This is a genomic window from Mycolicibacterium setense, assembly GCF_000805385.1.
Taxonomy (GTDB): Bacteria; Actinomycetota; Actinomycetes; order Mycobacteriales; family Mycobacteriaceae; genus Mycobacterium; species Mycobacterium setense.
Map to the genome: position 1 here is coordinate 641,015 of NZ_JTJW01000003.1, position 19,777 is coordinate 660,791.

Annotated in this window: 21 protein-coding genes; 11 read left to right on the forward strand and 10 right to left on the reverse strand. The window is 65.4% G+C overall.

Annotated features, from left to right (window positions below):
• Nucleotides 1-2 precede the first annotated feature (2 nt).
• From QQ25_RS04480 to QQ25_RS04505, 6 genes are read left to right on the forward strand one after another with little or no spacing between them, the layout of a single operon-like run.
• Nucleotides 3-1,190 carry an MCE family protein gene (locus tag QQ25_RS04480; protein ID WP_039377466.1) on the forward strand — a complete coding sequence of 396 codons (1,188 nt, stop codon included), beginning with the start codon at nucleotides 3-5 and terminating at the stop codon, nucleotides 1,188-1,190.
• On the forward strand, nucleotides 1,187-2,218 hold the full coding sequence (locus QQ25_RS04485) for an MCE family protein (RefSeq protein ID WP_039377467.1): 1,032 nt from the start codon (nucleotides 1,187-1,189) through the stop codon (nucleotides 2,216-2,218). The genes QQ25_RS04480 and QQ25_RS04485 overlap by 4 nt, the downstream gene beginning before the upstream one ends.
• A complete protein-coding gene (locus tag QQ25_RS04490; RefSeq protein WP_039377793.1) occupies nucleotides 2,218-3,300 on the forward strand; it encodes an MCE family protein in 1,083 nt (360 codons plus the stop codon). Before QQ25_RS04485 ends, QQ25_RS04490 begins: the two co-directional genes overlap by 1 nt.
• Nucleotides 3,297-4,754 (forward strand): MCE family protein, encoded by a 1,458-nt coding sequence (locus QQ25_RS04495; RefSeq protein ID WP_039377469.1) that lies wholly within the window; start codon nucleotides 3,297-3,299, stop codon nucleotides 4,752-4,754. Before QQ25_RS04490 ends, QQ25_RS04495 begins: the two co-directional genes overlap by 4 nt.
• Nucleotides 4,751-6,061 carry an MCE family protein gene (locus QQ25_RS04500; RefSeq protein ID WP_039314174.1) on the forward strand — a complete coding sequence of 437 codons (1,311 nt, stop codon included), beginning with the start codon at nucleotides 4,751-4,753 and terminating at the stop codon, nucleotides 6,059-6,061. The genes QQ25_RS04495 and QQ25_RS04500 overlap by 4 nt, the downstream gene beginning before the upstream one ends.
• Entirely contained in the window at nucleotides 6,061-7,665 is a 1,605-nt protein-coding gene (locus QQ25_RS04505; protein ID WP_039377471.1) for an MCE family protein, read from the forward strand. The genes QQ25_RS04500 and QQ25_RS04505 overlap by 1 nt, the downstream gene beginning before the upstream one ends.
• 72 nt (nucleotides 7,666-7,737) lie before the next feature.
• Here QQ25_RS04505 and QQ25_RS04510 read toward each other — a convergent pair whose 3' ends face one another.
• Nucleotides 7,738-8,250 carry an Rv2253/PknI dimerization domain-containing protein gene (locus tag QQ25_RS04510; protein WP_039377474.1) on the reverse strand — a complete coding sequence of 171 codons (513 nt, stop codon included), beginning with the start codon at nucleotides 8,248-8,250 and terminating at the stop codon, nucleotides 7,738-7,740.
• 186 nt (nucleotides 8,251-8,436) lie between these two features.
• On the opposite strand from QQ25_RS04510, the gene QQ25_RS31270 reads away from it, so the two are divergent.
• From QQ25_RS31270 to QQ25_RS04530, 4 genes are all read left to right on the forward strand, one after another.
• Entirely contained in the window at nucleotides 8,437-8,775 is a 339-nt protein-coding gene (locus QQ25_RS31270; protein WP_234711855.1) for a hypothetical protein, read from the forward strand.
• Entirely contained in the window at nucleotides 8,768-9,202 is a 435-nt protein-coding gene (locus tag QQ25_RS04520) for an Rv2576c family protein (protein WP_052235663.1), read from the forward strand. Before QQ25_RS31270 ends, QQ25_RS04520 begins: the two co-directional genes overlap by 8 nt.
• Before the next feature lie 200 nt (nucleotides 9,203-9,402).
• The gene (locus QQ25_RS04525; RefSeq protein ID WP_201774196.1) at nucleotides 9,403-10,053 is read left to right on the forward strand and encodes an Rv1363c family protein; all 651 of its coding nucleotides are present in this window, start codon (nucleotides 9,403-9,405) and stop codon (nucleotides 10,051-10,053) included.
• Nucleotides 10,050-10,676 (forward strand): hypothetical protein, encoded by a 627-nt coding sequence (locus QQ25_RS04530; protein WP_039377475.1) that lies wholly within the window; start codon nucleotides 10,050-10,052, stop codon nucleotides 10,674-10,676. Before QQ25_RS04525 ends, QQ25_RS04530 begins: the two co-directional genes overlap by 4 nt.
• A 198-nt stretch (nucleotides 10,677-10,874) precedes the next feature.
• Here the strand turns inward: QQ25_RS04530 and QQ25_RS04535 are convergent, their stop codons facing one another.
• Genes QQ25_RS04535 through QQ25_RS04545 form a run of 3 tightly spaced genes read right to left on the reverse strand, consistent with a single transcriptional unit; the run spans nucleotide 10,875 to nucleotide 13,572 of the window.
• Nucleotides 10,875-12,953 carry a DUF222 domain-containing protein gene (locus tag QQ25_RS04535; protein ID WP_411431675.1) on the reverse strand — a complete coding sequence of 693 codons (2,079 nt, stop codon included), beginning with the start codon at nucleotides 12,951-12,953 and terminating at the stop codon, nucleotides 10,875-10,877.
• A 57-nt stretch (nucleotides 12,954-13,010) separates the two neighbouring features.
• Nucleotides 13,011-13,337 (reverse strand): hypothetical protein, encoded by a 327-nt coding sequence (locus QQ25_RS04540; RefSeq protein WP_039377478.1) that lies wholly within the window; start codon nucleotides 13,335-13,337, stop codon nucleotides 13,011-13,013.
• Between the two features lie 10 nt (nucleotides 13,338-13,347).
• Complete coding sequence (locus tag QQ25_RS04545) at nucleotides 13,348-13,572, reverse strand: hypothetical protein (protein ID WP_039314187.1); 225 nt, start codon at nucleotides 13,570-13,572, stop codon at nucleotides 13,348-13,350.
• A 96-nt stretch (nucleotides 13,573-13,668) separates the two neighbouring features.
• Between QQ25_RS04545 and QQ25_RS04550 the strand changes: the two genes are divergently transcribed.
• Nucleotides 13,669-14,916 carry a TetR/AcrR family transcriptional regulator gene (locus QQ25_RS04550; RefSeq protein ID WP_039377480.1) on the forward strand — a complete coding sequence of 416 codons (1,248 nt, stop codon included), beginning with the start codon at nucleotides 13,669-13,671 and terminating at the stop codon, nucleotides 14,914-14,916.
• Here the strand turns inward: QQ25_RS04550 and QQ25_RS04555 are convergent.
• The 6 genes from QQ25_RS04555 to thiD form a co-directional block, all read right to left on the reverse strand.
• Nucleotides 14,883-15,152, reverse strand: coding sequence for a DoxX-related protein (locus tag QQ25_RS04555; RefSeq protein WP_029110783.1), 270 nt, complete (start codon nucleotides 15,150-15,152; stop codon nucleotides 14,883-14,885). The two genes, QQ25_RS04550 and QQ25_RS04555, sit on opposite strands and share 34 nt — an antisense overlap.
• 16 nt (nucleotides 15,153-15,168) lie before the next feature.
• On the reverse strand, nucleotides 15,169-16,653 hold the full coding sequence (locus QQ25_RS04560) for a flavin-containing monooxygenase (protein WP_039377482.1): 1,485 nt from the start codon (nucleotides 16,651-16,653) through the stop codon (nucleotides 15,169-15,171).
• Nucleotides 16,654-16,725: 72 nt separating this feature from the next.
• Nucleotides 16,726-17,652: a DUF5996 family protein gene (locus QQ25_RS04565; RefSeq protein ID WP_039377484.1), complete on the reverse strand. Its 927-nt coding sequence runs from the start codon at nucleotides 17,650-17,652 to the stop codon at nucleotides 16,726-16,728.
• A 92-nt stretch (nucleotides 17,653-17,744) separates the two neighbouring features.
• Nucleotides 17,745-18,308 (reverse strand): septum formation family protein, encoded by a 564-nt coding sequence (locus QQ25_RS04570; protein WP_039377486.1) that lies wholly within the window; start codon nucleotides 18,306-18,308, stop codon nucleotides 17,745-17,747.
• On the reverse strand, nucleotides 18,305-18,937 hold the full coding sequence (locus tag QQ25_RS04575; RefSeq protein WP_039377488.1) for an alpha/beta hydrolase family protein: 633 nt from the start codon (nucleotides 18,935-18,937) through the stop codon (nucleotides 18,305-18,307). Before QQ25_RS04575 ends, QQ25_RS04570 begins: the two co-directional genes overlap by 4 nt.
• Nucleotides 18,934-19,770 carry a bifunctional hydroxymethylpyrimidine kinase/phosphomethylpyrimidine kinase gene (gene thiD / locus QQ25_RS04580; protein ID WP_039377490.1) on the reverse strand — a complete coding sequence of 279 codons (837 nt, stop codon included), beginning with the start codon at nucleotides 19,768-19,770 and terminating at the stop codon, nucleotides 18,934-18,936. Before thiD ends, QQ25_RS04575 begins: the two co-directional genes overlap by 4 nt.
• Nucleotides 19,771-19,777 lie beyond the last annotated feature (7 nt).

Below are 19,777 nucleotides of genomic sequence, written 5' to 3' on the forward strand. Positions count from 1 at the left end.
TGATGTCGCGTGACGCCAAACGTCAACTGTGCGGACTGATCACGGTCGTGGTGATCGCCGCGATCGTCACCGGGTCCATCGTGCTGTTCCGCGGTGGGGTCGCGCCCACCGCCTCGGTGACCGTCATCTCCCCGCGCGCCGGCCTGGTGATGAACGCCGACGCCAAGGTGAAGCTGCACGGTGCGCAGGTCGGCAAGGTGGTCGCCATCGATCCGCTGCCGGACGGGCAGGCAGCCCTGCGATTGGCGATGAATCCCGCAGACCTGCAGTTGATTCCGGCCAATACCGGTGTCGAGATCGCGTCGAGCACGGTGTTCGGCGCCAAGTTCGTCCAGCTGGTCCCGCCGGCGGAACCGTCGCAGGAGTCGATGTACGCCGGCCAGGTGCTCGACGCCACCCACACGACCGTCGAGATCAACACGGTGTTCGAGCAGTTGGTATCGGTGCTGGCGCAGATCCAACCGGAGAAGCTGAACGAGACGCTCGGCGCGATGGCCCAGGCCGTCGACGGCCGCGGCGACAAGCTGGGGCAGACCCTGGTCGATCTGGACGACATGCTGGCCAAGTTCGCGCCAAGCCTGCCGGCGCTGAGCCATGAGATGGCTGTGGCACCACAGGTGTTCAACGCTTACGCGGACGCCGGACCGGACCTGATGGACACCGTTCGCAACGCGACACAGCTCAGCGATACGATCTCCGATCGCCGAGACGATCTGGACGCCTTGCTGATCAGCGCGATCGGGCTTGCCGACGTCGGCAACGACGTCGTGGCGACCAACAGTGCCGGGGTCACCGATGCCATGCGCCTGCTGGTACCGACCACGAACTTGCTCGGCCAGTACAACCCGGCGCTCAACTGTGCGCTCAAGGGCATGGAGCCGCTGGCGCTCGGGCCGCCCCAGCCGCTGCCGGGTGTCATGCTGCTGGACTCGTTCCTGCTGGGCACCGAACGCTACCGCTTCCCGGGCAACCTGCCGAAGGTGGCCGCCACCGGTGGCCCGCAGTGTCAGGGCCTGCCCGAGGTCGGCTTCGAGAAGCGGCCACCGTTCGTGGTGACCGATATCGATGCCAACCCAGCGCAGTACGGCAATCAGGGGATCTTGTTGAACTCCGACGCACTCAAGCAGGCGCTGTACGGCCCGCTCGACGGCCCGCCACGCAACACCACGCAGATAGGACAACCGGGATGACGCGAAGCCGCGGGACCGCTGTCAAGTTCGGCGTGTTCGGAGTGACGATGCTGCTCCTGACCGGGGCGTTGTTCGCGATCATGGGCCAGTACCGCACCGGGGCGACCAACGGCTACTCGGCCGTGTTCACCGACGCATCGAGCCTGAAGGCCGGAGACTCGGTCCGGGTAGCCGGTATCCGCGTCGGTACGGTCAACGACGTTGCGCTGCAACCCGACAACACCGTGCTGGTGCACTTCGACTCGGACCGTGAAGTCGTGATGACGACGGCCACCAAGATCGCGGTGCGTTATCTGGATCTGGTCGGCAACCGCTACTTGGAGCTGCTGGAGGGTCCGGGATCGACCAAGATCCAGCCGCCCGGTTCACGGATTCCGGTCGACCGGACCGAGCCGGCGCTGGACCTCGACCTGCTGCTCGGCGGGCTCAAGCCGGTCATCCAGGGTCTCAACGCCCAGAACGTCAACGCCCTGACCAACTCGCTGATCCAGATCCTGCAGGGCCAGGGGGGCACGGTCGAATCACTGATGGCCCATACGACGTCGTTCACGAAGGCGCTCGCCGACAACGGGCAGACCGTGCAGCAGCTGATCGACAACCTGAAAACCGCTGTGGCAACAGTCGCCAAGGACGGCGACAAGTTCTCCGGCGCCGTCGATCAACTCCAACAACTCATCACCGGTCTGTCGCAGGAACGCGATCCCGTCGGAGAGGCCATCACCGCGCTCGACAACGGCACCGCATCGTTGACGGACCTGATGACACAGGCCCGCCCGCCGCTGTCGGGCACGGTGGATCAACTGACGCGCCTTGCGCCGTTGCTCTCCAATGAAGACGACATGGCGCGTCTGGACCTGTCGTTGCAGAACGCACCGAAGAACTACCGCAAGCTGGTCCGGTTGGGCGCGTACGGCAGCTTCATCAATCAGTACCTGTGCGGCATGAACGTCCGCGTCACCGACCTGCAGGGGCGCACCGCGTACTTCCCGTGGATCATGCAGAACACCGGACGCTGTGGGGAGCCCTGATGCTGAAATACCGTGGAGCGCACCTCATCCGCAGCGGACTCATCGGCATCGTGCTGATCGCACTGATCATCGCCGTGGGATTGCAGCCGCAGGCGCTGTGGTCATGGGCCAGTTCGGTCAAATACCACGCACTGTTCGCCGAGGCAGGTGGTCTCACCACCGGTAACGACGTCAAGATCTCCGGGGTCACCAAGGGGCTCGTCACCGATGTCAGCCTGAGCCACGGCAAGGCGCTCGTGACCTTCACCGTCGACAGCCAGGTGCGTCTCGGCTCAGACACCACCGCACACATTCGCACCGGGACGATGCTCGGTGCCAGGATGCTCACCCTGGAACCGGCCGGCGCGGGCACGATGCATGCCGCGGACACGATCCCCATCACCAGGACCGCGTCGCCCTACTCATTGACCAACGCCGTCGGTGACTTCACGAACAACACCGCAGGTACCGACACCGCAGCGCTCACCCAGTCCCTGGATACGTTGTCGGACACCATCGATCGGATGGCGCCGCAGTTGGGGCCGACGTTCGAGGGGCTGTCCCGGCTGTCGGAAACGCTGAACAGCCGCAACGAGTCGCTGTCCAACCTGCTCAAGAGCGCTGCCGATGTAACCGGGATCCTGTCGAAGCGAAGTGAGCAGGTCAACACGCTGCTGCTGGATGCGAACGCATTGACCGGGGTGCTCGATCAACGCAGATACGCGATCGTCAACCTGCTGGCCAACACGTCGGCGCTGTCCCAACAGCTGTCCGGACTCGTTCACGACAACGAAGAAGAACTCGCACCCACCCTCAAACAGCTCAACTCGGTGACCGCGATGCTGGAGAAGAATCGCGACAACATCGCCGGTGCGCTGGCCGGCCTCGCCAAATACCAAGTGACCCAGGGCGAGTCGGTGAACAATGGTTGGTACTACAACGCGTTTGTCGGAAACCTCCTGCCGGCACAGACACTTCAGCCGTTCCTCGACTACGCCTTCGGGTTCCGGCGCGGCACCAATGCCGGGCAACCACCGGACAACGCGGGTCCCCGCGCCGAATTCCCCTGGCCCCACAACGGCATTCCGGGAGGAAGTCGATGATCGCCCGCAATCGAAAGCGGATCAGCCGCGCCGCGCTGGTAATGCTCGCCGTGCTGGCATTGGCCGGCGCGGTGGTGATCGTGCGGCAGACCGTCTTCAAGCCGACCACCATCACCGCATACTTCACGTCGGCCACGGCGATCTACCCGGGCGACGAGGTTCGCGTGGCCGGGGTCAAGGTCGGCTCCATCAAGAGCATCGAACCGGTGGGCGGCCAGGCGCGAATCACCCTCGCGATCGACCACGACGTGAAAGTGCCGGCCGATGCCAAGGCGATCCTGATGGCACAGAACCTGGTTGCCGCACGGTATGTCCAGCTGACGCCGGCCTATGAAGACACGGGGCCGACGATGGCCGACGGAGCGCGGATCGGTGTGGAGCGCACCGCGGTTCCGGTCGAGTGGGACCAGGTCAAGGACCAGCTCATGCGGTTGGCATCCGATCTGGGACCGCTCAACGGAGCGTCGGCCACGTCGCTGAGCCGCTTCGTCGACAGCGCCGCCGCGGCGATGAACGGCAACGGCGAGAAGCTGCACGAGGCGATCAGCCAGTTGTCCGGTGTCGCAAAGATTCTGGGTCAGGGTAGCGGTGACGTCGTCGGCATCATCAAGAACCTTCAGGTCTTCGTCACCGCGCTGCGTGACAGCAATACCCAGATCGTGGAGTTCCAGGGCCATCTCGCCAGCGTCACAAGTGTCGTCGACGGGAGTCGTTCTGACCTGGACGGCGCCCTCACCAACCTCGCGGACGCCGTCGGCAACGTCCGGCGCTTCATCGAGGGCAGCCGTGATCAGACCGCCGAGCAGCTGGAGCGGTTGAACAGCGTTACCCAGAACCTGGTGGACAACAAGAGCAAGCTCGAGAACGTTCTGCACGTCGCACCCAACGCGATCGCCAACGGCTACAACATCTACAACCCTGACAGCGGCACCGCCGTCGGTGCCTTCGCGCTGTCGAACTTCTCCGATCCGGTCTCCGTGGTGTGCTCGGCCATCTCGGCGGTGAAGAATGCGACAGCTGCGGAGTCGTCCAAGTTGTGCTCGCAGTACCTCGGACCGGCCCTGTCGTTGATCAACTTCAACTACATGCCGATGCCGTTCAACGCCTACCTGAAGAAGGCGCCGAGCCCGGAGAACCTGGTGTACACCGATCCCGACCTCGCTCCGGGCGGAGCCGGCGGACATCCTCAGCCCTACGCGGATCAACCGCCGGCGGTGTCGGCCTACACCGGAGCCGGTGACGTGCCGCCGCCGGCCGGATGGGGTGCACCTCCGGGGCCGCCTGGTGCATACGTACCGAACGGTTTTCCCGGGAACCCCGCACCCGCGTTGTACCCCGGTGCGCCGATCCCTGCTGATGCGCCGGGACAAGGGCCGAAGACACTGCGAGACATGCTGCTTCCCGCCGAAGCCGCACCCATGCCCGCACCGCCGGCCCCAGGAGGCACCCCATGATCACGCGGCGCTCACTGACCCGCCTGACCGCGGTGGCCGCCTGCTCGGTGGCCACGCTGACAGGCTGTGCATTCCACGGACTGAATTCACTGCCTCTGCCCGGCACGGTCGGACGCGGGGCCGACGCGACGGTCTATCACGTCGAACTCGCCAATATCGGTACCTTGGAAGCCAATTCACCGGTCATGATCGGTGACGTCATCGTGGGCAGCGTCTCCCGCATGGTGGTCAAGGGCTGGAACGCGGACGTCGAGGTTTCGGTCAAGCCCGACATCGTCGTCCCGTCCAACGCGGTCGCCACCGTCGGGCAGACCAGCCTGCTGGGCTCCATGCACATCGCCCTCGATCCGCCGGTGGGCGAGCCTCCGTCCGGGCGGCTGACCCCTGGCGCCACCCTCGCGCTCAATCGCACGTCGACGTATCCGTCGACCGAACAGACCCTGTCGTCGCTCTCGGTGCTCGTCAACGGTGGCGGGCTCGGCAAGATCGGTGACCTGGTAACCGAATTCAACGCCGCGCTCAACGGCCGTGAAGACAAGATCCGTGATCTGCTCACGCGCCTTGACGACATCGTCGGAATGTTCGCCGACCAGCGTGACGACATCAACGCCTCGATCACGGCACTGAACCGGCTGGCGGGCACGCTGGCCGGACAACAGGAAGTGATCACCACGGCGCTGCAACGGATCCCTCCAGCACTGGACGTCCTGGTGAAACAGCGCCCACAGATCACCACGGCGTTGGAGAAGTTCGGGCGGTTCAGCGATACCGCGACCAATCTCATCCACGCCACGCGCGACGACTTGCTGACCAACCTGCGCAACCTCGAGCCAACAGTCAAGGCACTAGCCGACGTCGGGCCGAATCTGGGCACGGTGCTGGCATACGCACCGACGTATCCATACCCGCAGAACTTCATCGACCGGGCGATCCGCGGCGACTACCTCAACCAGTTCATCACCTTCGACTTCACCGTTCCGCGGCTGAAGCGAGGGTTGTTCCTGGGCACCCGTTGGGGCCAGGAGGGGCTGCCCCTCACGCCGGCGCCCGGAGACCCCTGGTTCGCCAATTACACGAAGGATCCGCTGGGTATGCCGCTGACGCCACCGCCACCAGCGGCGGTGGCCACGGTGCCACCGCTGGTTGATCCGATTCCGGACGATGGTCAATCCGCCCCAGCGGCTCCGGTGGTGCAGTCCGGCGAGCACGATCCGTCGGACCCGTCGGCAGTGCCTGCGCCGCAATCTGATTCGCCCATCGCGCCGGCGCCGTCTGACCCTGTGGCACCGAATGAAGGTGGCAACTGATGCTCACCCGTTTTGTCAGAATCCAGCTGGCCATCTTCGCCGTCGCCTCCGTGATCGGCATGGCCCTGATGGGCATGGTCTATCTGCAAGCACCGACTCTGCTGGGCATCGGGCGGATGACGGTGACCCTGCAGCTGCCAGGAACCGGTGGGCTCTACCAGTTCTCGAACGTGACCTATCGCGGTGTGCAGATCGGGAAGGTCACCGAGGTGAGGCCCACCCGGCACGGAGCGGAAGCCACACTGTCACTGGACACGTCGCCCAAGGTGCCCGCGGACCTGCACGCAGCGGTCCTGAGCGTGTCGGCGGTGGGCGAGCAGTATGTCGATCTGCAACCCCGCAACGACTCGGGTCCCTATCTGCACGATGGGTCGGTGATCCCGGCATCCAACACGTCGATCCCTCAGGCAGTCGGCCCGATGCTCGATCAGGTCAGTTCGCTCATGGCCAGCATCCCGAAGGACAAGATCAGCCCGCTGCTCGACGAAACCTTCAAGGCCTTCAACGGTTCCGGAAACGACATGGGATCGCTGCTGGACTCTTCGTCGCGACTGATCGCCGAGGCGAACGCCGCCTCCGATCAGGCCCGTGCCCTCATCGACGACGGCGCGCCACTGCTCGACGGGCAGGCCGAATCAGTCGATGCGATCCGTACGTGGGCGCGCAGCATGGCCGGAATCACCAAGCAGGTCGCCGACGACGACCAGCACGTGCGCACCCTGCTCAAGGACGGGCCGGGCACGGCTGACGAAGCATCCCGGTTGTTCAATCAGGTCAAGCCCACGCTGCCGCTGTTGCTGGCCAACCTCTCCAGCCTCGGACAGGTGGGAGTGACCTACCATCCCGCGCTCGAGCAACTCCTGGTGCTTCTGCCACCGTCCATCGCTGCCACGCAGTCATACGGTGCGCCCAAGAACAATCCGACCGGAATGTCGTTGGGCGACTTCACCCTCAACGTCGGAGATCCGCCGGCTTGCACGGTCGGATTCCTTCCGCCGTCAGCGTGGCGGTCTCCTGAGGACACCAGCGACATCGACACCCCCGACGGCCTGTACTGCAAGCTGCCACAGGATTCACCGATCGGTGTCCGCGGCGCGCGCAACTACCCGTGCATGGGCCAACCGGGAAAGCGTGCGCCCACAGTCGAAATCTGTAACAGCGACCGTCCGTACGAACCGTTGGCGATGCGCCAGCATGCCCTCGGCCCGTACCCGATCGATCCGAATCTGCTGGCTCAAGGGATCGCGCCGGATTCGCGTGTCGATCGCGACGCGTTCATCCACGGTCCGGTAGAGGGCACGCCGATGCCGCCGGCGGCCGTGCCGCCGGATGAGGCACCGCCTGCTGTTGAAGCGCCTGCTGAAGCGCCTGCTGAAGCACCGCCTGCGGAGGCGCCGGTTGCCGAGGTACCGCCCAGCGCAAACGCTCCGACGATGGCGCCGAGCGCGTTCACTCCCAACGGATCTGGCGGTCCGTCGGTCGCGATCGCGACCTATGACCCGCGGACGGGGCGGTACGCCACTCCGGACGGCAAGGTGTACCGGCAGTCCGACCTCGTGCCGCGTACCGGTGAGGAGACCTGGCAGGACCTCTTCACCACCTGATCCGAAACCCCCGCAATGGAATCCATTGCGGGGGTCTGGTGTAGGCGCTACGACAGCTGAAAAGCTCTCCGGTCAGTCGGTTTTCACCAGCTTGAAAGGCATCGTGATGAACACGACCTTGCTGGTGCCGCACGATCCGCTGACGCCTGTCGTCGAATCCTCGCCCAGCAGTGTCGTCGACGTCGGATCGGTGGCGGTGGCGTCTTTGTTCGAGGGGAAGAAGCGGAACACCTGCAGTCCCGGGCCTGCAGTCCCGTCCCCACACGGCTGCCAGTTGTCCACCGTCTTCTTGACGAACCAGACGCCGCTCTTCTTGTAGATCGGTGCGCTCCATCCCCAGTCGCTGTCGACCGTGCCGGTGCACTCGCTGGGATAGCTGCAGGTCGTGGAGATCGTCCAGGTGCTGCGAATGCTCGCTTCGTCGTGGAAGATGTCGTTTGTCTTCGCCCACTCGCCATTGGACGTAGCGGTGTAGGTGCCGTTGAGGCCCCAGCTGGGGGATGCCGCGGCCACGGGGCTGCCCACCCCGCCCACTGCAACGGTCGTAAGTACCCCTGCCCCAATGAATGCCGTCGACACCCGCATGACCCAGCTCCTCTGAACGCTGCCACGGGCGGTTGCCGTGGCAGTGTTCACTGTCCAGCTTTTGGCGTGATTTTGCCGACGATGTCCCACCTAGTGGGCTATTGGCTGGCGGATGGATTCAGCCGTGCCACAGTGACGTTCGTGCGGATACCGATCGCGGTCACGACAGGGCTGATCGTCACGGCGATGATCGCCCCATCCCCGGCCCCGGCGAGCGCAGAACCTGTCGTATGCAGCGAACCCGCGTGCGTACCCGGGATCGCCGGCGGCGTCGTGCTCGGTGCTCCGTGTGGGGATACGGCGCACTACGTCTTCGGCACGACCTCCTGGGGGCGGTTGGTGTTCTGCGGATCGCCGCGGCGTTTCGAGCCCCGCTATTTCCGGTCACCGCCCTTGAAAGGCATTCGCGATGAGAACGCGCCATGCACAGGTTTCGAGAATTCCGTCGCGCAGGCGCCCGACGGACTCTTCTTGAGTTGCGTGACAAGCGACGGGTCGAGCAGGTGGCAGCGTGGCGATGTTTGAGCTGGGGCGTGCGGGCATGGTCCCTGCAGTGTTCGCCGTCGCGCTGGTTTCCGGCCTTTCGCTGGCGGCACCGGTGTATGCCGACGAGGGTCCGATGATGCACCGCGTGACCTACACGGTCACCGCCGAGGAGACGACGACCGTCGGCATCTATTTCCGCGAGGTCGACCCGCCGACGTGGGCGGACTACAGCCACAACCCCTATGAGTTCAGCCCCAAGGACGATGTCGTGCTCGAACCCGGCAAGCCGTGGATCCGCGAGACCACACTCGCCGATCCGATGAGATGGGCCATGGTCACGGTCACCACCGCCGGGCTCGCTCCGCAAGACGCTCGTACGCTGCGCTGCGAACTGGCCGTGGACGGCATCGTCGTACACCGAGCCGCCGGACCCAAAGGAGCTTTGTGCTCGCTGCGGAACTGGTGACGGCCACCGGTTTGTTCGGCTGCGGGTTTGTCCACTGGATGGGACAGCTGCATCACCGCTGATTTCCACGGCACTACCGTGTGGCAGCAATCACATCGGCCATACGACGGCAGTCACTAGTGCATCCGTGAGTGGCCGAGACCAACCGGAGGTGCTCTATGCGGTTACTCAGCCGCTCCGACCAGGAAACTGAGACAGCCGTGGGCGACGAGACCGGCGATGCCGACTCGTCGCCGGGCGCCGATGACGTGGAGCCGCTGCAGGGCACCGAAACTGACGCTGACGCTGCCCCAGGGGACGGGGACGGGGGCGGGGACGGGGACGGGGACGGGGACGACAACCAACCTTCTCGCGTGCGCAGATGGCGTCCCAAACTTGCGACCGTGCTCGGCGGCGTTGCCGTTCTTGTCAGCGGCGCGTTGATGGCGGCCAGTGGCTACATGGTCTGGTTTCACCAGCAAGCTGAACGTGAGCAGCAGCGGCGCGCCGAGTTCTCGGCTGCCGCGTCGCAGGCCGCCGTCACCTTGATGTCGATCGACAGCGCCACCGCGAAGGACAACGTCCAGCAGATCATCGACAATTCGACCGGGCCGTTCAGGGAGGACATCGAGTCCACGTCCGAAGATCTGGTGAAAGCGGCGCAGGATTCGAAAGCGACGACGAAGGCGACGGCGCGCGCCTCGGCCGTGCAGTCGATGGACGGAGACTCCGCGGTCGTCCTCGTCAGTACGGCGACCACGGTGAGCAATTCGGCCGGGGCGAACCAGCAGCCGCGGAACTGGCGGCTGAGCGTCACCATGGTCAAAGACGGGGGACAGATCAAGATGTCGAAGGTGGAGTTCGTCCCATGAGCACAACAACATCCGAAGTTGACATCGAGAGCGCTGCGGACGATGAGTCGATCTCTGACGAGTCAAAGACCAACAGCCCCAGCGGAATTGACGCTGAGACGGCATTGGCCGACGCCCCGTCCGAACGGTGGATGCACCGTCTTGCCCTGCGATGGCGCCCGATAGCGGTCATCTGCGTACTGCTGGCATCGGCGGCCTCGGCAGCGGCGCTCTATTTCGGCGTATATCGAGTGGACCATGGGAATGCCGCGGCGACCATGACCGTGATCGACGTGGCATCCGAAGGTTCGGTGGCGTTGTTGTCTTATGCACCAAACAGTTTGGACAAGGACTTCGCCGACGCACGATCCCGCCTGACCGGTGAGTTCTTGACGTACTACAGCGAGTTCGCTGACAAGTTCGTGGCGCCGGCAGCCAAGCAGAAAGACATCAACGCCACCGCCACTGTTGTTCGCGCCGCCCCGCTCGATGTGCAATCCGACACCGCGGAGGTGTTGGTCTACCTGAACCAGGCGACAACCAGCCGCGACAACCCCGAACCGGCGCAGGCCGCGAGTGCCGTCAAGGTCGGGCTCACGAAAATCGATGGCAATTGGCTGATCTCATCGTTCAACCCGATCTAGGCGGTCGAATCGTGATGTGACTCTGCGGCGGGTGTAGTTGTTCGCGTCGCACCCACACCGGGGTTGCGGCCCGCCTGTGGGGTGGTCATTTCGCTCGCGCGCGCATTCGTTTTGCCCATGCGCACGACGCTGCGGTGTGCAGCGTTTCCGCGCGGCGGGTTGCGCGCGGGGTGGGCAAGCGCCGGGCTTGCGTGTTTGTCAGGGGCCGCGTGCCGGTTTGGCTGTGAGGGCATGGTGGTCGATGGGTTGCCATGGGTCGGGGTCGTGCGGTGGCGTGTCGTGCAGCAGTTCCCAGTCGGGTGGGCTTGCGGGGTCGAATGATTCTGTGTCCCAGGCTTCTTCGGCGCGCGGCGGGATGGGTGCGGGTGGATCAAAGTTTGTGTCGCGCTCCAGGTCCCATTGGTCCCATTCCAGGTCGAATTCGTCCCAGTGCGGTTGCGGCACACTGTCGGGCGCCAAGTCCCAGTCGGGTTCTGGATCCCGTTGGACTGTCGGGTCGTTGCGTGGTGGGTCATCGGGTGGACGGTTCGGGGCCGGCGCGGGGTCGGGGTCTGGTTTCAAGTGCGGGCGAGGTTCGGGGTGGCGCGTCAGGTCGGGCCACGGTTCCTGCTGCAGGGTGAGCTCCCACTCCGGTTCGGGCCGCGACTCCCACTGCGGGTCCGGTACCGGTTTCATGTCCCGTTCCGGTCCGGCGTGCTGTGCCGGGTATGGCTCCGGTTCGGGCTGCCGCTCGCACTCCGGCTCGCGCTCTGGCCTGAGCTCCCACTCCGGCTCCCACTCGGGGTCGGGGGTGATGTCCGAGTGCGGTTCGGGTTCGGCTTTCCACTCGGGGCCACGCGCCGGCTCGGGTTCGGGGGTTGAGGTGGTGCCGGGCTGAGGATCGACCTCGGGTGTGGGTGTGGGCGTGGATGTGGGTTTTTGGTCGGGTGGGGTGAGCAGCAGTTCGGGGCGGTGGTGATAGTTGATCCGGGACTGGCCATGGTCGAGACCGGCAGGTGGGTGCCATTCGACCTCGCCGCGGGCGTTGATGGTGGTGCGGTAGCCGCCGTCGGTGTGCACCATGCGGTTGTCGGGCCCACAGGCCAGGGTCATCTCATCGACGTTGGTGTTCCCACCATCGGCCCAATCCGCCGCGGCGTGATGAACCTGGGAGCCGTAGGCGCCGACGGTGCAGCACGGTTTCGTACAACCGCCGTCGCGGGCGATCAACATGATCCGCTGCGCCGGGCTGGCGATGCGGCGGGCCCGGAAATAGTTCACCGCCGCCCCGGTGGCCTCATCGAAAACCGCCAAATGATGATTGGCATGAGCGCCCATCCGGATGACATCTTTGATCGCGATTTTGGTGCCACCACCGCTGACGCCGATCCCGGCCCGTGATTCGAGGTCTTGCAGGGTGGTGCGGATGATCACCGACACCGGCAGCCCGTTGAGCTGCCCCAGATCCCCACTCATCAACACGATCCGCCCGATCACCAGCAGCGCGTCGTGCTGGCGTTGAGCCAGGCCGCGATGATCATTGTCGATCTGAGCTTGGCTCGGAGTGCCGGTGGTACACGGTTCGTCGTCATCGGGGTTGCACATGCCCGGCGCGGCGAACTTGGCGAACAAGACCTCGAACACGGCGGCGGCTTCGGGGGTCATGTTGGCGGTCAGGGCGGTCATCGCATCACGACCCTGTTTGGACACGGTCACGCCGCGTTTGCGGGCGCGTTCAATGTCGTCGGGTTCGGGTCCGTCCTGATCGAGCAGGAACAACCGCAACTCGGCAGTCTCCTTGAGTTCCTTGGGCCCCACCCCGACCGCAACGCGGACCAGGTCGGCCTCGAACTGTTCCCGGGTGGTCTGATCGACGAAACCGGGCAGATCACCCACCGCGTCGCGCAGCACTTTGACGTGATCACCGGTGAGCAACCCAGCCGCCTGGGCGACAGCCACCACCGGCAGCACCGGGGCCAAAGGTTCCCCGGTCAGCGAATGGCGTGGCCCCAACTCGGCAGCCTCGGCCAGCCGGCGCCCGGCCTCCGCACTCGACAGGCGCCACCGGATGCGTAGTACCGCGTTCCAGGATTTGGCGCCCAACTCCCGTGGCGTGGCCTCGGCTTGCAGCTGGGCCAACAACCGATGCAGCGGACCGGGCAGCTGACAGGTCAAGGTTTCGTACTCGTCGAGCACCGCCAACACTTCCGCGCGGGTCAGCGCGCCGACATCACAGGCGGCGAACACGTCGAACGCGGCCCGCAACCCCGCCACCGCCTCAACCGCACCCGCCTCCATATATCGAACATACATTCGACCACCGACAAGTACGGCCGTGCAGATTTTCAGCCCATGTCAGTGCGTATCGCGATTGGGCAGCAGCGTCTCGTGCGCCGACGACGTGGCAGCGCGGAACAATACGGCGATCAGGGCCAGCGCCCCGAGCGCGGCCACTGGGACAGTCCACAACCGGCGCATCATCAGGGCTGACCCGCATTTGTCGACATACTCCTGACCTGCGGCCTCCGCCTGGACCAAGTGGGCGCCATAGCCGGAGCCGCACGGGACCTGCATGCCGAACTGATCGAAGTCGTCCAGGTAGACCGGCATGCTCAACAGGTACAGCCCGATGCCCAACACGACTGCCCCGGCGATCCCGATGTAGACGGCTCGAAAACTCACCGTTCCCCCTTCATGTCATACATACGTCGGCGAACAACAACACCGGCCACGAAACCATCGCCCCCAGAAAGGACACCACCGCGTCGAGGCCGCCCATCGATTGCAGATGGTCGGTGTGTGTGCCGGACCAGAAGATACCGATGAGCAGATACGGCACACCCAGCACCACAGCAACGACGATCAGTTCGCCGAGCGCGACCCGGTAGGCCAGCAACCTCCGCAGCCTGGCAAGCACGCAACCCCCGTCCGCCCTTATTGCCGCCTATGTTAATGCTTATTCTCCCTGGAACCACCATTTTGACCCGGCTGTTCGGTCCGTTAGTGTGACGGAATGGCGCGCATCTCGCCCCGGTCGACGGACAGCGCTGCCAACGGTGTGCGACGCCGACCGAAAGACCGAAAGGCCCAGATAGCGCGGGCCTCGGCGGAGTCTTTCAGCGCCCTGGGATATCACGGGGTGAGCATGGAGGCCATCGCCTCGCGCGTCGGGATCTCGGCGGCCGCGTTGTACCGGCACTATTCGAGCAAGTACGAATTGTTCCGCGACGCCGTGCTCAACCTCAGCCAGCAACTTGTCGACGGGACGGCGTTTGCTGAGGAGGCCGACGGGGACCCGCGTGAGCTGTTGCGCCGCCTGGTCGCCGCGCTCAGCGACACCGCCCTGGCCAACCGTGAATCCGGCGGGTTGTACCGCTGGGAGGCGCGTTATCTGCGCGGCGATGACCAGAGCACACTGGACGCGCAGGTGCGCACGGTGCACCGCCGGATACACCGGCCGCTGATGGAGTTGCGGCCCGAACTCAGCTCGCGGGCCCGCTGGACCTTGTCGACCGCGGTCCTCGGCGTGGTCGGCAGCGTCGTCGATCATCGGTCCAAATTGCCCGCCAGTCAGATCCGCGCACTGCTCGCCGACATCTGCGACACCGTGCTGGCCGCGGAGCTGCCCGAGTTCCCGAACCCGACCGACGCGGTGACGCCTCCTCCGGGGGTGGCGAACCCGACGAAATACGAAGCGCTGCTGACCGAATCGATGCGGCTGTTCAATCAGAAGGGCTATCGCGACACCACGATGGAGGACATCGCGACCGCCGTCGGCATGCCCGCCTCGGGTATCTACCGATATTTCTCGGGCAAATCCGACATCCTGGCGGCCGGGTTCCGGCGCGCCGCCGACAGGCTGTCGGCGGACATGTCCGAAGTCCTCGGCGCGGCCGAGGACCCCGAACAGGCGCTGGGTGCCCTCATCGACGACTACGTGGCCCGATCGTTCGATCGGCCCGAACTCGACTACGTCTACTACACCGAACGCCTGAACATGACGCCCGCCGACCAGAAGATACTGCGGGATCTGCAGCGTGCAGCCGTGGAATCGTGGGTCGAGGTCGTGATGCCGGTGCGTCCCGAGTGGAGTGTCGGCCAGGCACGCTTCGCGGTTCATGCCGCGATGGCGTTGGTGATCGACTTGGGCCGGCTCATGAACTATCAGAATTCAGAGCAGGCCCGAGCCGTCGTCGCCGTCATGATCGATCTGACCCTGCTGGGTCGTTACCGGTTACGAACGGCGTTGCCGGCCAGGTAGGCCAGATAACCGAGCGTGCCGATGGTGGCCAGCTTGCGGGTCTTGGGCAGGAGGAGCCCCAGGCCGATCGCCGTCTCGATGCCGCCGTTGGTGTAGATGTGCTTCTGCGTGTCGTTGGGGAACGCAGGCTTGGTGATCGACTCGAACAGCTGCGGCTTCACAAAATGTGAGACACCGGCGCCGGCCAGGCCGAGGCCGGCGAGCTTGACCAGCTTGGAGTTGTTGCCCTCTGCCATGTGTGATCCTCTCTGATCAGGCAAATGTGTAGTCGCTCAACGGGAATCGTGAAGCTTCGGCGACGGCCCGGCGGGTCGTCATCGGCCGGAGCAGCGTTGCCTCGCCGCTCGGGTTGAAATAGTACGACCGTGCCGATGCGCAGTTTCCGAGGGTGAACAACGAGTCACCCAAAGCCTCGGTCATACGGTCCAGGTACCGCGAATTGGCCTCCTCGGTGACCTCGAACGTGGTGGCGTCGCGACGCGCGACCTCGCCGAACAGCCGGTCCATCAGGCGCATCTGATACTCCATCGTGTTGAAGAAGTTCAGACCCAGGAATGCGTACGGGCTCGCCAGGCTCAGGTAGTTCGGGAAGTACGGCATCGATACACCCTGGTAGGCCTGGAAACGGGTCTCCCGCCACCACTTTCCGAGGTTGCGTCCGTCGCGCCCGATCACTTCGATGGCCGGAAAGTTCGCGTCCCACAGGTCGAACCCGGTGGCCAGGACCAAGGTGTCGACGGCCGTCCTGGTGCCGTCGGCGTTGACGATGGCACCCGGTTCTATCCGTTCGATGCCATCGGCCTGCAGGTGCACGTGCGGTTTGGTGAAGGCGCGGTAGTAGCCGTTGGAGAATGTCGGACGCTTGCAGCCGAAGTCGTAGTCCGGCGTCAGCTTGCGGCGTAGCTCGGGGTCTCGGATCGAGACGAATCGGTGCAGCTTGGCCAGGTCGGAAGCGGCGATGTTGAACCGCCGGAAGTACCGGTGCTTGAGCACCGCGGTGTCGACCATGAACGCATAGACGGCGTCGGTGACGGCACGGATGGCGCGCTGGGTCAGCGGGACCCGGGCGAACAACGCTTTGACCCTTGCCGAGAATTTCAGGTCGATCTTGGGCACCACCCAGATCGGGGTGCGCTGGTAGACCGTCAGCTCCGCGGCGTCGCGGGCCAGCTCGGGGATGAGCTGCACCGCGGTGGCGCCCGTGCCGATGATGGCGATCCGGCGACCGTCGGGCCGGTAGCTGTCATCCCAGTCGGTGGTGTGGATGACCTTGCCGGTGAACTCGGCGATGCCCGGGATGTCAGGGGTGCGCGGCTGAGACAGGAAGCCGGTGGCAGTCAGCAGGAAACGCGCGCTGAGCACCTCACCGCCGGCGAGGGCGACGCGCCAGCGCGACGTCTCCTCATCCCAACGGGCACTTTCGACCGAGGTGTTGAACCGGATGTGGCGCCGCACGTCGTACTTGTCGGCCACGTCGTCGGCGTACCGCTTGATCTCGGTGCCCGTGGAGAAGAGGCGTGACCAGTTTGGATTCGGCTCGAAGAAGTACGAGTACGTGGTGGTCGGCACGTCGACCGCCAGGCCGGGGTAGTGGTTGACGTACCAGGTGCCGCCGAGGTCATCCTCGCGATCCAGGATCACGAAGTCCTCGATGCCCAGCCGTTTGAGCTGGATGGCGGCGCCGATGCCGGCGAAGCCGGCGCCGACGATGATCGCCTCGTATTCCCCCGGGCTCATGATGCAGACAGTACCGCAGGTACCGGGTACTTTGTCGAGGGGTGGAATCGGTTGACGACGCCGATGGCCGGATCAGCTCCAGCGCTTCGGGTCGCACTCCAGGCTCGCGCGGTCCCAGTCCGCCAGGTCGGCCGCGGCTGCGTAGGTGGACTGCAGGAATTCCATCAGCGCCCGGTCGGGATCGACGGACTTCCGCACCGCCTCGTAGGGCAGCAGGAACTGTCTGAAATCCTGGCTGTAGAAGGCCGCGCCCGGGCCGACGTGATAATCGGCGAATCCTTCCGGCTCGGGATAGGCGTACGCGTAGAACGCGCCCTCCTCGCCACCGCCCGGCCAGAAGCCGCAACTGCTCAACTCGTGCGAATAACCTTCCACCATCACGCCATTGGGACAATTGGGCGCCCCGCCGGGGTGCTCGGGTGCGGGCCGCCCGGAGAACCTGGTGCACGCCATGTCGAACGAGCCCCAGAAGAAGTGCACGGGACTCGCCTTGCCGATGAAATGTGCCCGGAAGTCGCTGATGACCCGGTGCGCCTGCACCAACTGGCGCCAGAACAGGTTGGCGGCGCGCGGATCGTACGACGCGTGTTGGTGATCTTCGGCAAACGGTATCGCGGGCTCAACTTCGTTGGGCCGGGCGTGGATCTGCGCTTCAATGCCCAATTGACCCAGTGCCGACAGGGTTTCGGCGTAGAACTTGGCCACCGATTTCGGTGCCAGCGCCACGCTGCCCTTTCCACCGTCACCCGTGCGGATCGCGAGCACATGGTCGATGAAATCGAACTCCATGTCGAACAACCCGTTTCGATAGGGAATCGATGACGTGGTCAGCCCGCGCGGACTCACATACAGCGTCACCCCCCACCAGTGGTTCAGCAGCGGCGAGTACGTCAGGCGGATCTTTCCGACGATCTGCGTCCACATGTGGAGGGTGTCGCGCGTAGGTTCCCAATCCGATACCCGCAGTGCGGGCCACGGGTTGTCGGACAGAGCGCTCATGGGCCAGCTACCTGCCTTCCCGCCGCACCACCGCTCGGCATGCGGCACCGCGTGCAAAGCCTCGTAGCGATTATCTCTTGGTGATGCGCGCCTTACCCGATTTTGCCGGTGCGGGGTTCCTTGCTGGTAGCGATGCATGTCACCGTGCGGTCCCCACGCTGCCAGGAGTCCGCCGTCGGGTACAACACGAACAGCTGAATCCCGGATTCCGAGTTGGCGTTCGGCGCGTACTCGGTGAGTGCCGGTCCGCACTTGTCGGCGTACTTGACCACCGCGGCATCGCCCGGGAAATCTCCGTCAGGCAGCGGCAGCACCGCGAACACCTCGCCCTTGTGCGGCTGGTCGCAAGTCACGGTCTTCAGATACAGCACGCGGCTGCTGTCGGGAATCTCCGTCAGGCAATCGCCCGAGCGGACCTGGCTGGCCTCCGTGGCGCCGCGGTCCCGGGCGAGATAGAACACCGCACCGGCCGCGACGGCGATCGCGACCAGCACCACGACACCCAGCAGCACCCATTTGAGCGCCGGGGATTTGTTCGGTTGCGCCGAGAACTGGTCAGGACCGGTGGAATACGGCTGCGGAGGTGGCGGCGGGTAGTTGTGGCCGTGCGGGCCAGGACCACCGGTGGGGCCGGGCGGACCGGAAGTGAAGGTCATGGCTCGACGATATCGACTGCCCGCAGCGCCGCATCCACCGCAAGGGCGGGCACGTCCACCCGCTTGGATCCGAGATCATGGCGAGCGCCGTCGATGACGACGAGTTCGGTCGGTCCGCTCACCAAGGCCGCGGCCGCCGTCAGCTCGTCGATCGTGCCGAACGGATCGGCGGTGCCCTGGGTGAACACCGTGGGCACCGTGATTCCGGGCAGATGCTCGGTGCGCGCCCGTTCCGGCTTGCCCGGTGGATGCAGCGGATAAGAGAACAGCGTCAGTACGTCTGGGCCGGCCCCATCGTCCCCGGCGGTCACCATCGAGGTCATCCGGCCGCCGTAGGAATGCCCGCCGGCGACCACGGGCCCATCGGTCATGGTGCGGGCCAGCGCGATCGCCTCGGCGATCCCTTCCTGGTCACTGGTCGCCGATCCCGAGGGCGGGCCCTTGGGCCTGCGGCGGCGGTACGGCAGGTTGTAACGGATGGCCAACCAGCCGCGAGACGCCCACTCGTCGCAGAGCTTGACCAGCATTGCCGAATCGCGGTTACCGCCCGCCCCGTGGGTCAGCACCACGACACCCTGTGTCGGCCCCACTGGCTCGTGCGCGATTCCCGCGATCGCCTCGAGGTTCATCGCGGCAACCGGAACAGCGCGTTGACCGGGCCGTGGCCGTGCCCCAGCGGATAAGCCGCGCGGATGCACTCGGTCACCCATGCCTTGCCGAACTCCACCGCCTCGGGCACTGAATAACCGTGTGCCAGAGCGCAAGCCGTCGCCGCGGCGAGAGTATCGCCGGCGCCGTGATCATCACCCGTATCGACCCGCGGCGCCTGGAACTCGTGAAAATCGGTGCCGTCGAACAGGAGGTCGGGGCTGTCCGCTGACGAGCGCAGGTGCCCGCCCTTTACCAACGTCCACTGCGGGCCGAGGGCGTGCAGGGCCCGCGCCGCGTCCCGCTGACTTGCGGCATCGACGACTTCGATGTCGACGAGCAGCCGCACCTCGTCGAGGTTCGGGGTGACCAGGGTGGCGAGCGGGAACAGTTCGGTGCGCAACGCGTCCAGTGCACTGTGATGCAGCAGCGGATCGCCGTGCATCGATGCGCACACCGGGTCGACGACCAGCGGCACGTTCGACGCCAGACCCTCGGCCCGCCACGTCTCGGCGATCGTGCTGATGATCTCCGCGGAGGCCAGCATCCCGGTCTTGGCGGCTTGAATGCCGATATCGGTGACGACGGCCCGTATCTGATCCGAGACGATGTCGAGCGGTATCTCGTGAAAACCCTTGACGCCCACCGAGTTCTGCACCGTCACCGCGGTCACCGCGACGCACCCGTGCAGGCCGAGCATCGCGAAGGTCCGCATGTCGGCCTGGATCCCGGCGCCACCGCCGGAGTCGGATCCGGCGATGGTCATCACTCGCAGCGGGGTCTCACCCGCGGCGACCAGCGGCAAGAAGTTCACTTTCGCC